Annotated in this window: 14 protein-coding genes and 1 pseudogene; 7 read left to right on the top strand and 8 right to left on the bottom strand. The window is 60.4% G+C overall.

Going from position 1 to position 13,769, the window contains the following annotated elements:
* Nucleotides 1-20: 20 nt before the first annotated feature.
* Together PSH87_RS24605 and aroQ are read right to left on the bottom strand one after the other, a co-directional pair.
* The gene (locus PSH87_RS24605; protein ID WP_305431448.1) at nt 21-869 is read right to left on the bottom strand and encodes a shikimate dehydrogenase; all 849 of its coding nucleotides are present in this window, start codon (nt 867-869) and stop codon (nt 21-23) included.
* A complete protein-coding gene (gene aroQ / locus PSH87_RS24600) occupies nt 866-1,306 on the bottom strand; it encodes a type II 3-dehydroquinate dehydratase (protein WP_017737401.1) in 441 nt (146 codons plus the stop codon). The genes PSH87_RS24605 and aroQ overlap by 4 nt, the downstream gene beginning before the upstream one ends.
* 240 nt (nt 1,307-1,546) lie before the next feature.
* On the opposite strand from aroQ, the pseudogene PSH87_RS24595 reads away from it, so the two are divergent.
* Nucleotides 1,547-1,976 (top strand): annotated as a pseudogene (locus PSH87_RS24595) (DUF4160 domain-containing protein).
* Nucleotides 1,973-2,437, top strand: coding sequence for a DUF2442 domain-containing protein (locus PSH87_RS24590; protein WP_026136859.1), 465 nt, complete (start codon nt 1,973-1,975; stop codon nt 2,435-2,437). The pseudogene PSH87_RS24595 and the gene PSH87_RS24590 overlap by 4 nt, the downstream one beginning before the upstream one ends.
* 138 nt (nt 2,438-2,575) lie before the next feature.
* Here the strand turns inward: PSH87_RS24590 and trmA are convergent, their stop codons facing one another.
* Both trmA and PSH87_RS24580 read right to left on the bottom strand, forming a co-directional pair.
* Nucleotides 2,576-3,655, bottom strand: a complete 1,080-nt coding sequence (gene trmA, locus PSH87_RS24585) for a tRNA (uridine(54)-C5)-methyltransferase TrmA (protein ID WP_305431447.1) — start codon at nt 3,653-3,655, stop codon at nt 2,576-2,578.
* On the bottom strand, nt 3,652-4,947 hold the full coding sequence (locus PSH87_RS24580) for an NCS2 family permease (protein ID WP_017737405.1): 1,296 nt from the start codon (nt 4,945-4,947) through the stop codon (nt 3,652-3,654). The genes trmA and PSH87_RS24580 overlap by 4 nt, the downstream gene beginning before the upstream one ends.
* Before the next feature lie 222 nt (nt 4,948-5,169).
* Between PSH87_RS24580 and PSH87_RS24575 the strand changes: the two genes are divergently transcribed.
* Nucleotides 5,170-5,616 carry a DUF4879 domain-containing protein gene (locus PSH87_RS24575; RefSeq protein WP_026136860.1) on the top strand — a complete coding sequence of 149 codons (447 nt, stop codon included), beginning with the start codon at nt 5,170-5,172 and terminating at the stop codon, nt 5,614-5,616.
* Here the strand turns inward: PSH87_RS24575 and PSH87_RS24570 are convergent, their stop codons facing one another.
* The gene (locus tag PSH87_RS24570; RefSeq protein ID WP_017737407.1) at nt 5,617-6,858 is read right to left on the bottom strand and encodes an MFS transporter; all 1,242 of its coding nucleotides are present in this window, start codon (nt 6,856-6,858) and stop codon (nt 5,617-5,619) included.
* Nucleotides 6,859-7,175: 317 nt separating this feature from the next.
* On the opposite strand from PSH87_RS24570, the gene PSH87_RS24565 reads away from it, so the two are divergent.
* Genes PSH87_RS24565 through PSH87_RS24555 form a run of 3 tightly spaced genes read left to right on the top strand, consistent with a single transcriptional unit; the run spans nt 7,176 to nt 9,804 of the window.
* Nucleotides 7,176-8,615, top strand: coding sequence for a cytochrome ubiquinol oxidase subunit I (locus tag PSH87_RS24565; protein ID WP_305431445.1), 1,440 nt, complete (start codon nt 7,176-7,178; stop codon nt 8,613-8,615).
* 1 nt (nt 8,616) lies between these two features.
* On the top strand, nt 8,617-9,624 hold the full coding sequence (cydB, locus tag PSH87_RS24560) for a cytochrome d ubiquinol oxidase subunit II (RefSeq protein ID WP_017737409.1): 1,008 nt from the start codon (nt 8,617-8,619) through the stop codon (nt 9,622-9,624).
* 12 nt (nt 9,625-9,636) lie between these two features.
* On the top strand, nt 9,637-9,804 hold the full coding sequence (locus PSH87_RS24555; RefSeq protein ID WP_017737410.1) for a DUF2474 domain-containing protein: 168 nt from the start codon (nt 9,637-9,639) through the stop codon (nt 9,802-9,804).
* Nucleotides 9,805-9,869: 65 nt separating this feature from the next.
* On the opposite strand, the gene PSH87_RS24550 is transcribed toward PSH87_RS24555, so the two are convergent.
* Nucleotides 9,870-10,994, bottom strand: coding sequence for a methyltransferase (locus PSH87_RS24550; RefSeq protein ID WP_305431442.1), 1,125 nt, complete (start codon nt 10,992-10,994; stop codon nt 9,870-9,872).
* 159 nt (nt 10,995-11,153) lie between these two features.
* Entirely contained in the window at nt 11,154-11,864 is a 711-nt protein-coding gene (locus PSH87_RS24545; protein WP_017737412.1) for a LuxR family transcriptional regulator, read from the bottom strand.
* 459 nt (nt 11,865-12,323) lie between these two features.
* On the opposite strand from PSH87_RS24545, the gene PSH87_RS24540 reads away from it, so the two are divergent.
* On the top strand, nt 12,324-13,100 hold the full coding sequence (locus tag PSH87_RS24540) for a ferredoxin--NADP reductase (RefSeq protein ID WP_305431441.1): 777 nt from the start codon (nt 12,324-12,326) through the stop codon (nt 13,098-13,100).
* 43 nt (nt 13,101-13,143) lie between these two features.
* On the opposite strand, the gene mscL is transcribed toward PSH87_RS24540, so the two are convergent.
* Nucleotides 13,144-13,560, bottom strand: coding sequence for a large-conductance mechanosensitive channel protein MscL (mscL, locus tag PSH87_RS24535; protein ID WP_017737414.1), 417 nt, complete (start codon nt 13,558-13,560; stop codon nt 13,144-13,146).
* Nucleotides 13,561-13,769: the final 209 nt, after the last annotated feature.

Below are 13,769 nucleotides of genomic sequence, written 5' to 3'. Positions count from 1 at the left end.
GTTGGATTGGGTTTGCATCCTTAGTTATTCATGCTCTGAAAGTGCGCCAGCATCCGTTGCGCATCTGGCGCTTCGCCACTGAACAGCTCAAACGCCTTCACCGCCTGAAACACCGCCATATTGCCGCCATCCAGCGTACGGCAACCCAGGGCCCGGGCATCCCGCAGCAGTGCTGTTTCCAGCGGGAAATACACAATTTCGGCCACCCACAGTTCTGCCCTCAGCAAGGCAGCTGGAACCGGTGTGCCCGGCAGCTTGGCCATGCCCATCGGCGTGGTGTTGACCACACCATCGGCCTCGGCCATGGCATTTTCCAAGTGGCCGCCGACCTGGGCGCGGCCCGGGCCGAAACGCTGGCTGAGGTTGTCTACCAGGTCCTGGGTGCGGCTGTTGTCCAGGTCGAAAATGCTCAAGTGCTCGACACCTTCGGCCAGTAGCGCGTGGGCCACCGCCGCACCGGCGCCGCCAGCGCCCATTTGCACCACACGCCGCCGCACGACATCACTCAGGTTACGCCGAAAACCCTCCGCGAATCCCAGGCAGTCGGTGTTGTGGCCGATGCGCTTGCCGTCCTTGAACACCACCGTATTCACCGCGCCGATGCCGCGGGCCTCGTCGGACAATTCATCGAGCAACGGCAGGATTGCCTGCTTGCATGGGTAGGTAATGTTCAGGCCGGTGAACTGCATCAACTCGGCGGCGTCCAGCAGGTCGGGCAGGGCATCCACGTTCAGGTGCAGCGGGTCCAGGTCGATCAGGCGATACAGGTAGCGCAAACCTTGGGCGTCACCTTCCTGTTCATGCAGGGCGGGGGTGCGCGAAGCCTGGATGCCGGCGCCGATCAGGCCGGCGAGAATGCGCGGCTTCATGGGTTCAACACCTGGCTGAAGTGTTCAAGGGCCAAGTGGTAGCCATGGCTGCCAAACCCGGCCAGCACGGCCTTGGCGATGGGCGACACAAAGGAGTGATGACGGAATGCTTCACGGGCATGCACGTTGGATAAATGCACTTCGATCACCGGCACTTCACTGGCCACCAGCGCGTCGCGGATGGCGACAGAGGTGTGCGTCCACGCGGCGGGGTTGATCACGATGCCGGCGCATCGGGTGCGGGCACCGTGGATCCAGTCGAGCAGTTCGCCTTCGTGGTTGGTCTGGCGAAATTCGATTTTCAGCCCGAGCTTCTCGGCGCTGCGCCCGCACAGCGCGGCGATGTCGGCCAGGGTTTCATGGCCATAGGTTGCAGGCTCACGGGTGCCGAGCAGGTTGAGGTTGGGGCCGTTGAGCACCAGCACGATAGGCGGCATGGGAGGGTCTCCACAGTTATTGTTAGTTGTGGAAGTAAAATGTACTGAATGGTTAATTTGGTCAATCGACGGCGGAGGATATGTTCGATTACCGAACCGTTATGCGCGGTAACAACACGGCGTTCGACGCTTGGTTCCCGGTTACTAGTCTGTGAAAAGCACCAGGATTTTGGAGCCGGTTGTCGGGTGACAAAGGCGAAATTGTTACCGGGCGGAAAATAACCTAACGGATGGGTTACGATGCGAATAGGCACTTACAAGGGATTTGTGATTTCAGTGTTGCTCAGGGATGAACATTGCCCGCCGCATGTTCATGTCAGGGGCGCGGGTTGGGATGCGCGCTTTCGTTTCAGCTTTTTTGGATGGCGAAGTGGAGCTATGGGATGTAGATCCTGAACGGCGGCGGCCGCCCGGTGCAGTTCTGCTGGGCATTCGTCAGGCGTTGATGCAGCGGCACTATCTGGCGCGAGCGCGAAGGATTTGGTGGGAGAAAATTCAGACGGTTTGCCTGGAGAACCATTCCTGGGATTGGGATGCTGCTGAGCTGGTGCCGGGGTTGGTCATCCGGCCAGGTGTCTATGTCATCGCAAGCGCGTGGCACGATGTTGTGGGGCCACGGACAATTTTGAATCTGGTGAGGGCACCAGATTCCGTGAGGATTGATTTATGAAAATTATAAAAGCCAAAGTTTCGCCCTACGTGCCGCTCACCGAGGCCGATATCGATAAAGCGATAGCAAGGGGACGCAAGACACGGCATTTGTACGCCCGCGCCAGCTCGGTGAGCTATGAGGACAAGAGCATTTCCATCGGCTTCAGCGACGGTAGCCGGGTCTCGCTGCCCGTGGCGGGCCTTCCCGAGTTCGAGGGGTTTTCCTTGGAGGACTTCCAGCAATTGGAGGTCGGTTTCGGCGGTAAAGCGCTGTGCTGTGAACCCCAGGACCTGGACGTGTCCATCACCGGCCTGATCGCTACGAGCCAGCCCCTGATGGACCTGGCCGTGAGCCTGGTGGCCGCGCGCAACGGCCGCAAGCGCAGCGCCGCCAAGGCTGCCGCTGCCCGTGCCAATGGCAAGAAGGGCGGGCGGCCGCGCAAGGATACGGTGAAACCCGAGGATTCGACTGATGTTTGAAGATCCAATGTGGGAGCTGGCTTGCCTGCGATAGCGGGCTGTCAGTTAGCCCAGCAGTGCCTGATACACCGCTATCGCAGGCAAGCCAGCTCCCACACAAGCCAGTTCCCACAGGGGGATCGTGGGTGGCTGTGAGATTTAGCGACGCGTCAGCAGCACACCTGATTCCATATGGTGCGTCCACGGGAACTGGTCAAACATCGCACACTGGGTAATACGGTGGGTGTCATGCAGTTGCGCGATGTTCGCCGCCAATGTCTCTGGGTTGCAGGAAATGTACAGGATGTTGTCGAAACGCCGGGTCAGCTCGCAGGTGTCCGGGTCCATGCCGGCGCGCGGCGGGTCGACGAATACGCTGCCGAATTCGTAGCGCTTGAGGTCGATGCCGTGCAAGCGACGGAACGGGCGCACTTCATTCAGGGCTTCGGTGAGTTCTTCGGCGGAAAGGCGCACCAGGGTGACGTTATCCACCGCGTTTTCATCGAGGTTGCTCAGGGCGGCATTGACCGAGGTCTTGCTGATCTCGGTGGCCAGCACTTTGCGCACGCGGGTTGCCAGCGGCAGGGTGAAGTTGCCGTTGCCGCAGTACAGCTCCAGCAGGTCATCCGGCCGGTCGCCCAGCGCTTCGTAAGCCCAGTTGAGCATCTTCTGGTTCACGGTGCCGTTGGGCTGGGTGAACGCGCCTTCGGGTTGGCGATAGCTGAAGGTACGACCGCCGACGTCGAGTTTCTCCACCACGTAGTCCTGGCCGATCACAGCGCGTTTGCCCTTGGAGCGGCCGATGATGCTCACGTTCAAGTCCGCCGCCAGCTGGTTCGCGGCGGTGTGCCAATGCTCGTCCAGCGGGCGGTGATAGCACAGGGTGATCATCGCGTCGCCGGCCAGGGTGGTGAGGAACTCCACCTGGAACAGCTTGTGGCTCAGGGCGGCGCTGGCTTGCCAGGCGGCCTTGAGTTGCGGCATCAACTGGTTGATACGCAGGCTGGCGATGGGGAACTCTTCGATCAGGATCGGCGTGCGTTTGTCGTCCTGGGCGAACATCGCGTAGTGGCGATCACCCCCTTCGCGCCACAGGCGGAACTCCGCCCGCAGGCGGAAGTTCTGCAGCGGCGAGTCGAATACCTGTGGCTCAGGCGCATCGAACGGGGCCAACAGGTCACGCAGGCGCGTGACCTTGTCTTGCAGTTGAGCGGTGTAGCTTGCGGCGTCAAAAGTCATGCGTTGAACCAGCCCAGCTTGATCACAAACAGAATCGACAGAATCACCAGCGCCGGGTTCAGCTCACGGTAGCGGCCCGAAAGCAGCTTGATAGCGGTCCAGGCGATGAAACCGAAGGCGATGCCGTTGGCGATGGAGTAAGTGAAGGGCATCGCCAGGGCGGTGATCACCACCGGCGCTGCAACAGTGATGTCATCCCAGTCGATTTCGGCCAGGCCCTGGGTCATCAGTACGGCGACGAACAGCAGCGCTGGCGCGGTGGCGAATGCCGGGACGCTGCCCGCCAGTGGCGAGAAGAACAACGCCAGCAGGAACAGGATCGCTACCACGATGGCGGTCAAGCCGGTGCGGCCGCCGGCGCTCACGCCCGCGGCGGATTCGATGTAGCTGGTGGTGGTCGACGTACCCAGCAACGAACCGGCCATGGCGGCGGTGCTGTCGGCGATCAGCGCACGGCCCATCTTTGGCATGTGGCCGTCCTTGCCCATCAGGCCGGCGCGCTTGGCGACGCCGATCAGGGTGCCGGAGTTGTCGAACAGGTCCACGAACAGGAAGGCGAAGATCACGCTGACCAGGCCGATGTCCAGCGCGCCCTTGATGTCCAGTTGCAGGAAGGTCGGGCCCAGGGACGGTGGCATCGACACGACGCCGCCGAACGGGGTCACGCCCAAGGCGATGGATGCAATGGTCACCGCGAGGATCCCGATCAGCACTGCGCCGCGTACGGCCAGGGCTTCCAGCGCGACGATCAGTACGAAGCCGAGGGTGGCCAGGATAGGCGCGGCTTTGGTCAGGTCACCGAGGCCAACCATGGTGGCCGGGTTGCTGACGACGATGTCGGCGTTGTGCAGGGCGATCAACGCCAGGAACAGGCCGATACCCGCGGCAATCGCCGAGCGCAGGGGCAGGGGGATGGCGTTGATGATCCACTCACGGATGCGGAAGATCGACAGCAGGAAGAACAACACCGCCGAAATAAATACCGCGCCCAGTGCCACCTGCCAGGTATGACCCATGTGCAGGACCACGGTGTAGGTAAAGAAGGCGTTGAGGCCCATGCCCGGCGCGAGCGCAATCGGGTAGTTGGCGATCAGGCCCATCACGGTCGAACCGATGGCCGCTGCCAGGCAGGTCGCGACAAACACCGCGCCCTTGTCCATGCCGGTCTGGCTGAGGATGCTCGGGTTGACGAACAGGATGTAGGCCATCGCCAGGAACGTGGTGATACCCGCGAGAATCTCGGTGCGCACATTGGTGTTGTGGGCTTTGAGTTGAAACAGCTTTTCCAGCATGCCGGCTCCCTGTGACGCTATTTTGCGTCGTGATTTGTTGACCTCTAAGTCAAAGCACAAACTGCGCCAAGCGCCTGTGGTTTCAGAGAGGATCGGAAAAAGCGGCGCATCATACCAGCAGCCGAGGCCCTGTGGTGGTTGGCCTCGCCCTTGTGAACAATCCCTCAGGATCATGGCCTTGAGGCATACTGCGCCGACGTTTAAATCAGGGTCATCGACAGCATGAAAAAAGCCAACGCGTGGAGTCTAGCTCTGATCCCTTGTCTCGGCCTGTGGCTCGGCGCAGCACCGGTGTGGGGCGCGACCGCACCGCCGTTGAGCGAGGTGCGGGTGTTCAAGGTCGAGTCGGCGCGCTGCACCGAAACCATCCCGGAACGTGCACAAGGCACGCAGATGTGCACCCACCGTGGGCCCACCAAGGTCTCGGTGATGGAAGTCGGTCTGGGCAACAACCCCGTAGGCCGATTCGACGGTGCCGTGCTCAACGGCCAGCGCACGCCGGTGTGCCAGGTTGGCAGCGTTAGCGAGGTGTGCAACGGCGCGGGCACGTTGATGGGCTACATCTATGTGTTCGACCTGAATGTCGAAGCCCAGGGCTGGTTCGAATACAGCAACTCGTCGATCAACGGCCCGCAGAACACCCTGAAAACCCTGCTCAATATCCGCTGATCAGACCTTCGCCGCTTCCTCGACCGGCACATGCATGCGGTCGCGATTGGCCAGGGTCGGGAACAGTTTGATCCACGTCCCGGTCACGATCAGCGTACCGACGCCGCCCATGACCACTGCTGGCACGGTGCCGAACCAGTGGGCGGTAATCCCCGATTCGAACTCACCCAACTGGTTGGACGCGCCAATAAACAGGCCGTTGACCGCGCTGACCCGTCCGCGCATTTCATCCGGCGTCTCCAACTGCACGAACGACGCACGGATGACCATGCTGATCATGTCCGCCGCGCCGAGCACCACCAGCACCGCCAACGAAAACCAGAACGAGGTGGACAGGCCGAATGCGATGGTTGCCACGCCGAACACGCCGACGGCGGTGAACATCACGCGGCCGACATGGCGGTCCACCGAGAAGCGCGCCAGCCACAACGACATCAACAACGCGCCCACCGCGGGCGCCGAACGCAACAGGCCCAGGCCCCAGGCGCCGGTCAGCAGGATGTCCTTGGCGAACACCGGCAGCAACGCGGTGGCGCCGCCCAGCAGCACGGCGAACAGGTCCAGGGAGATGGCGCCCAGGATGTCCGGGCGGCTGCGGATAAAGCGGATGCCGGCCAGCAGCGAATCCAGGGTGGCCTTGCCTTTGTTGAGCGGGGTCTGGCGGGCGGGCAGGTTGAGGGTCAACCCGCAGGCAATCAGGTACAGCACCACGGTGGGGCCGTACACCCACACACTGCCAAATGCGTAGAGCAAACCGCCCAGGGCTGGCGCGACGATGGTTGCCAGTTGCTGGGCCGACTGCGACGACGCCACCGCGCGCGGGAACAAGGCGCTGGGCACGATGCTTGGCAGCAGCGCCTGGGTAGTGGGCATTTCAAACGAGCGGGCGGCGCCGAGCAGGAAGGCGAGGATAAAGATCATCTCGCGGGTGACATTGCCGGTCAGGCCACCGATGGCCAGCGACAGCGCAATCAGCGCCTGCACGGTCTGGCAGATGGCCGCGACCTTGCGCCGTTCATAGCGGTCGGCCACATGCCCGGTGTGCAGCATGAACAGCACGCGCGGGACGAACTCCACCAAACCGACCAATCCCAGGTCGAGCACGTTGCCGGTTAGTTGGTAGAGGTTCCAGCCGATGGCCACGGTGAGCATCTGGAAACCGCTGGCGGTGAAGATGCGCGCCAACCAGAACGCGATGAAAGGGCGGTGGTGGCGCAACAGCAACACGGGTTCACTGGGCATCGGGAATTCAGGTCAGGGCCGGAGGAGAGGCCGAGATTAGCATTAAGTTGTAACAGATAGTTGCTGAAACTGAGCTGAGGCAGTCTGTCACGCGGCAAAAGACCACGCCGTCCTACATTGAAAATGGGACTACTCTTTCAGCAATGCTTGATCCAGATCAAAACCTGCCCAGGGATTGCTCTGGCGGCCTTAGGGCCAGATTCCCTACGTGGTTGGTTAAAAAAAGAACGAATTGAAATTCGCCAGACTCCATATCCGTGGGGGCAGTGGGTGCAGGCTCCCGCCAGCAGCCGGTATTACCTGACAGAGGAAGACTTATGTTCGGTTTGGAGGCGCTAGATCTCGCCCGAATTCAATTCGCGTTCACCATCTCATTCCACATCCTGTTCCCGGCGATCACCATCGGCCTGGCCAGTTACCTTGCGGTGCTGGAAGGCCTGTGGCTCAAGACCCACAACGACACCTACCGCGACCTCTACCATTTCTGGTCGAAAATCTTTGCCGTCAACTTCGGCATGGGCGTGGTGTCTGGCTTGGTCATGGCCTACCAGTTCGGCACCAATTGGAGCCGCTTCTCGGACTTCGCTGGCGCCGTTACCGGGCCGCTTCTGACGTACGAAGTGCTCACGGCCTTCTTCCTTGAGGCCGGTTTCCTTGGGGTAATGCTGTTCGGCTGGAACAAGGTGGGGCGCAAGCTGCACTTTTTCGCCACGGTGATGGTGGCCGTCGGTACGTTGATCTCCACCTTCTGGATCCTTGCGTCCAACAGCTGGATGCAGACGCCCCAGGGCTTCGAAATCATCGACGGCCGGGTCATTCCCACCGATTGGCTGGCGGTGATCTTCAACCCGTTCTTCCCGTACCGCCTGGCGCACATGGCCACGGCCGCGTTTGTGGCCACCGCGTTTTTCGTCGGCTCCTCGGCCGCCTGGCACCTGCTGCGCGGCAAGGACAACCCGGCAATCCGCAAGATGCTCTCGATGGCGATGTGGATGGCCCTGATCGTCGCGCCTATCCAGGCGGTGATCGGTGACTTCCACGGCCTCAATACCCTGAAGCACCAACCGGCGAAAATCGCCGCGATTGAGGGCCACTGGGAAAACAAAGGCAACGAGCCGACTCCGCTGATCCTGTTCGGCTGGCCGGACATGAAGGCGGAAAAGACCAAGTACGCCGTCGAAATCCCCTACCTGGGCAGCCTGATCCTGACCCACTCCCTGGATAAACAGGTGCCGGCCCTCAAGGAGTTCCCGCCTGAAGACCGTCCCAATTCGACCGTCGTGTTCTGGTCGTTCCGGGTCATGGTCGGCCTGGGCTTCCTGATGATCTTCACCGGTCTGTTCAGCCTGTGGCTGCGCCGGGGCGACAAGATGTACACGTCCAAGCCGTTCCTGTACCTGGCGTTGTGGATGGGCCCGTCCGGGTTGATCGCGATTCTCGCCGGCTGGTTCACCACGGAAATCGGCCGTCAGCCGTGGGTGGTCTACGGCCTGATGCGCACGGCGGATGCGTCCTCCGGGCATAGCCTGGTGCAGATGACGATTACGCTGGTGTTGTTCGTGGTGGTGTACTTCGCGCTGTTCGGTGCCGGTCTGGGCTACATGATGCGCCTGGTGCGCAAAGGTCCGCAGACCCACGAAGGCGATGAGCCGACCCACGGTGGTCCTGGCCAGAAACGCACGCCAGCCCGTCCGTTGTCTGCCGCCGATGATGGCAGCGATGACGACCACACCCACATCCAGCACAAGGGGCATTGAGATGGGTATTGATCTTCCGCTGATCTGGGCCGTGATCATCATCTTCGGCATCATGATGTACGTGGTCATGGACGGCTTCGACCTGGGTATCGGCATCCTCTTTCCGTTTATCCCGGGCAAGGTCGACCGTGACGTGATGATGAACACCGTCGCCCCGGTGTGGGACGGCAACGAAACCTGGCTGGTCCTCGGTGGTGCGGCGTTGTTCGGCGCGTTCCCGCTGGCGTATTCGGTGGTGTTGTCGGCGCTGTACCTGCCGCTGATCCTGATGCTGATCGGCCTGATCTTCCGTGGCGTGGCCTTCGAGTTCCGCTTCAAGGCCAAGGATGATAAACGTCACCTGTGGGACAAGGCGTTTATCGGCGGCTCGCTGGCGGCGACGTTCTTCCAGGGCGTGGCGCTGGGGGCGTTCATCGATGGCATCCCGGTGGTGGACCGCCAGTTCGCCGGCGGCTCGCTGGACTGGGCCACGCCCTTCACGATGTTCTGCGGTGTGGCGCTGATCGTGGCCTACGCGCTGCTGGGCTGTACCTGGCTGATCATGAAGACCGAAGGTTCGTTGCAGGAAAAGATGCACAACCTGGGGCGGCCGTTGGCCTTCGCACTGTTGGCGGTGATTGGCATTGTCAGTATCTGGACGCCGCTGGCGCACCCGGAAATCGCCGCACGCTGGTTCACCCTGCCGAATCTGTTCTGGTTCCTGCCGGTGCCGATCCTGGTGCTGGTGACCCTGTACGGCTTGATCCGCGCGGTGGCACGCAATGCGCACTACACGCCGTTCCTGCTGACGCTGGTGCTGATCTTCCTTGGCTACAGCGGCCTGGGGATCAGCCTGTGGCCAAACATCATCCCGCCGTCCGTGTCGATCTGGGATGCCGCCGCGCCGCCGCAAAGCCAGGGTTTCATGCTGGTGGGCACGTTGTTCATCATCCCGTTCATCCTGGGCTACACCTTCTGGAGCTACTACGTGTTCCGCGGCAAGGTCACCCACGAAGACGGTTATCACTAGGAGGGTCGTTCCATGTCCGGCAAACCTTCGTTGCATGAGATTGAACAGGCCGAGAAACAGCCACTGTGGCGGCGCCTGGGGTGGTTGGCGATGATCTGGACCGGCAGCGTGCTGGCCCTGTTTGTCGTGGCCAGCCTGATGCGCATGTTCATGAATGCGGCGGGTCTGAGCACACACTGACATCCCAACCGGGCTTGATGGCCCGGCCTTTCAACCCTGCCCCTCGCAAGAGCGGCAGGGTTTTTTTATTTGCGCGCTTTGAGGATCACGAATTTTGGCGTGGTGGCGACTTGTTCTACGCCGCGAAACAGGCGGGCCAGCTTGGTGTGATAACCCAAGTGACGGTTGCCGACGATATAAAGGGCGCCGCCCACCACCAACGTTTCCCGTGCCTGCTGGAACATGCGCCAGGCGAGGAAGTCGCCGACCACCTGCTGCTGGTGGAACGGTGGGTTGCACAGTACTACGTCCAGCGAGTCGGGTTCCTGGCCGGCCAGGCCATCGGCGGCACGTACGATCACGTCACGTTGGCCGAGGGCGGCTTGCCAGTTTTCCTGCGCCGATTGCACGGCCATATAGGACTCGTCCACCAAGGTGTACTGCGCGTCGGGGTTCTGCAATGCACTGGCAATCGCCAGCACGCCGTTGCCGCAGCCGAGGTCCGCTACGCGGGCAGTGCCGAGGTTTTTCGGCAGATGCGGCAGGAAGGCGCGGGTGCCGATGTCCAGGCCTTCGCGGCAAAACACGTTGGCATGGTTGAGCAGTTCAATGACGGGCGCGTCCAGCGTGTAGCGGGTCGGGTAGGGCGAAACTGCCAGGGGGCGATCTTCAACGGTGGCGATCAACAGCCGCGCTTTTTTTACGGCGAGCGAGGCGTGCATCGGCCCGATATAACGCTCCAGCAACTCCCCGGCGGCCCGTGGCAAGTGCTTGATCATCGCCCCGGCGATGACTTCCGCGCCCGGGGCCAGTTGGCCTTGCAGGCGAATCAGTTGCTCTTCCAGCAACGCCAGGGTCTTGGGGACGCGGATCAGTACGCGGTCAAAAGGCCCGCTCGGCACCTGGCTGGCGGGGATGAATGGCACCGCATCGAATGCCTTGCCGTTGCGCGTGAGGTTTTTCTCCAGCCCCTGGGCCGCGAGAAAGGAGTCGCCGCTGGAGGTCACCTGCACCCGGCCTGCAAGGCTGGCCGCCAGGGCGCCAAAGCTGTCGTTGAGCACCAACACGCGTGTCGCGGCACTCGGCTGCTGCTGCGCCAGATGGTTGAGCAGGTACTCGTCGGCGGCATCGAAGGCTTGCAGCGGATCGTTGTGTTGTTCTGGCTGGCGGATCAGATCGAGCTGGGCGAAGGGGCTTTCGAGCAGGGGCATGGCGGGGAGGCTCTGGGTAATCGATGGGTGTTCGGCAGTCTTCGGCCAAACCGTCTGAGTGAACTGCGAGGCGACACCCGGGGGCTGCTTCAACACTCAGAATTGGCCGTAAATGTTACGTTTTTTCCGGCGGGATTACATGGGGTGTTTCTGTACGTGCTAGAGAAGCCCCGCTCTGGAAGCACAGAGAACGGCAGCGATCTTGTTTGTCACGCCCAGTTTCTTGGTTGCGCAGCCGATATGAAAGCCGACTGTCCGCGGCGAAATCGAGATAATGCTGGCGATTTCTTCCGCTGTCTTGCCCATGCCCGACCATCTGAGAATTTCCGTTTCTCGTGCTGTCAGCGTGTGCTGCGCCTTGGTGCTGGGTTTGTGTGCGTATTGCTGCGCGACGACAGCGTGCATTGCGTGACACAACCACAACACGTTGCCGGCCTTTTCATACAGCTCCTGTGGGCTGACCTCACCGCAGCCGCGCCCCAGGGTCAGCATGCTGTAGACGCCCTGGAAGTCGTGCACAGGTTGCGTCCAGGCCTGGTGTACACCAAATGATTGGGCCAGCGACCACAAGCCAGGCGCCGTGCCGAAGGTTTTTTCCTCCCAGACGATGGGCAGTACGCAGCGTTTGCAGTGAGCGACAACAGGGTCTACTTCGAAGAAGTGCGCTTGTTGATAAAGATTGTTCCATCCATTCGGATAGTTGTTGATTTGGATCGGTTTGGTTTCGTTGTTGGGTACTTGAGAACTCATCGTAAAGGAACAATATTGGAAGTCGAGCTCACGGATATGGTGGGTGACCATGTCAAAGACAGTTTGAATCTCGTTTTTAGCTTCCAGTTTAGGGGGCTGAGTATTTCGCCAGTTCACCATTGGTAACTCTCCATGGGTTTCTACGTGGCGCGGGTACGTCCTCATTCCAGCGCTTCACGGAAATTAGTGTAGGACATGCCTTACATGGCAAAGTGAAAAAATCGTCAGTACGCTTAGCTGACACGGCGCTGATTTTTTGTACGAGAGATGGTTGTTTTGTATAGGAAGCGTAGAGGGAAGTTATTTTTTTATTGGATTTAAGGGGTTGTGAGCGGCATCAAAATGATGGCGTTTATATGAAGTGGTTAATCTGACTTTGGATTGGATGTGTGTTAATAGCCAAATATTTAGTCTGAGTAAAAGCTCCCGCTTTTCAGAAAACCGTCTTGACGGGTTGACACGTTTCAGCTGATTGCAAGCTGCCGCCGCTCTGCCCCGCAGCAATGCCAGTACAAATCAATGGTGTTTGCGCACGCGGCTTTGAGAGAAACTAGGCGCCTGTGTAAAACGGAGTTCCCCATGACGGCCAGTGCTGAGAAATTTACCCGGCAGACCCTGCTCGACGTGCAATCGTTGACACCTAGCCTCTTCACCCTGCGCACTACCCGCGACCCGGGCTTTCGTTTCACCGCTGGCCAGTTCGTGCGCCTGGGGGTGACCAAGGCGGATGGCAGCACCGTGTGGCGCGCTTATTCCATCGTGTCGTCGCCCTTTGACGAGCACCTCGACTTTTTTTCCATCGTTGTGCCCGGTGGCGAGTTCACCAGTGAGCTGAGTCGCCTGCAGGTGGGCGATACCTTGATGGTGGAGCGCCAAGCCACGGGCTTCCTGACCCTGAACCGTTTTGTCGACGGGCGTGACCTCTGGCTGCTGGGCACGGGTACCGGGGTGGCGCCGTTCCTGTCGATCCTGCAGGACTTCGAGGTCTGGGAGAAATTCGAGCGCATTGTCCTGGTGTATAGCGCCCGGGAAGCCAAGGAGCTGGCTTATCAATCGCTGATCAGGGAGTTGGGCGAGCGCGAATACCTGGCCGAGTACGCGCACAAGCTCATCTACATTCCCATCGTCACCCGCGAGCAGCACCCCGGCGCGTTGAATGGACGCATCACCACGCTGATCGAGAATGGCGAACTGGAGCAGGCGGCCGGCGTCGAGCTGACCCCGGAACACTCCCGCGTGCTGATTTGCGGCAATCCGCAGATGGTCGATGACACACGCCAGTTGCTCAAGCGACGCGATATGCAACTGAGCCTGAGCCGGCGTCCTGGCCAGGTGGCGGTGGAAAACTACTGGTAAAAAAAAGGCGCCTCGAAAGGCGCCTTTTTCATACCGGCTTCAGTTAAAGCGGTTTGTCGTTCTGTGCCTTGAGCAGATCGCGGATCTCACCCAGCAACACTTCTTCCTTGGTCGGCGTCGGCGGCAGGCTTGGCGCCACGGCCTCTTCACGCTTCAGGCGGTTGATGGCCTTCACGCCCATGAAGATCGCAAACGCGACGATCACAAAGTCGATCACGCTTTGGATGAACTTGCCGTACGCCAGCACCACCGCAGGCACGTCGCCTTGCGCGGCCTTGAGCGTTATCGCCAGGTCACCAAAGTCCACGCCACCGATCAACAGGCCGATGGGGGGCATCACCACGTCGCCTACAAACGAGGAAACAATTTTGCCGAAGGCTGCGCCGATGATGATACCGACGGCCATATCGACCACATTACCTTTGACCGCGAAGGCCTTGAACTCACTGATCACGCCCATAGGTTATTCCTTGTTACAGATGAGAAGGGTGGAGGTCAGTGTAAGTCAGTCGTAGAGGGCTTGCGCGATACAACTGTTAACACTGTTAGGTTTTATCGACACATTAAAACGCAAATAGTTTGCAAAGTGCCATCAATCGCGCGCGAATTACTCGTCATTTCAACGGCTTACCACATTATTTTCTCAATCGACCTGGTGGTGTTTTTCTA

Source organism: Pseudomonas sp. FP453 (assembly GCF_030687495.1).
Taxonomy (GTDB): Bacteria; Pseudomonadota; Gammaproteobacteria; order Pseudomonadales; family Pseudomonadaceae; genus Aquipseudomonas.
Note: the sequence above shows the minus strand (reverse complement) of the source record. Positions and strands in the feature narration are given on the sequence as shown.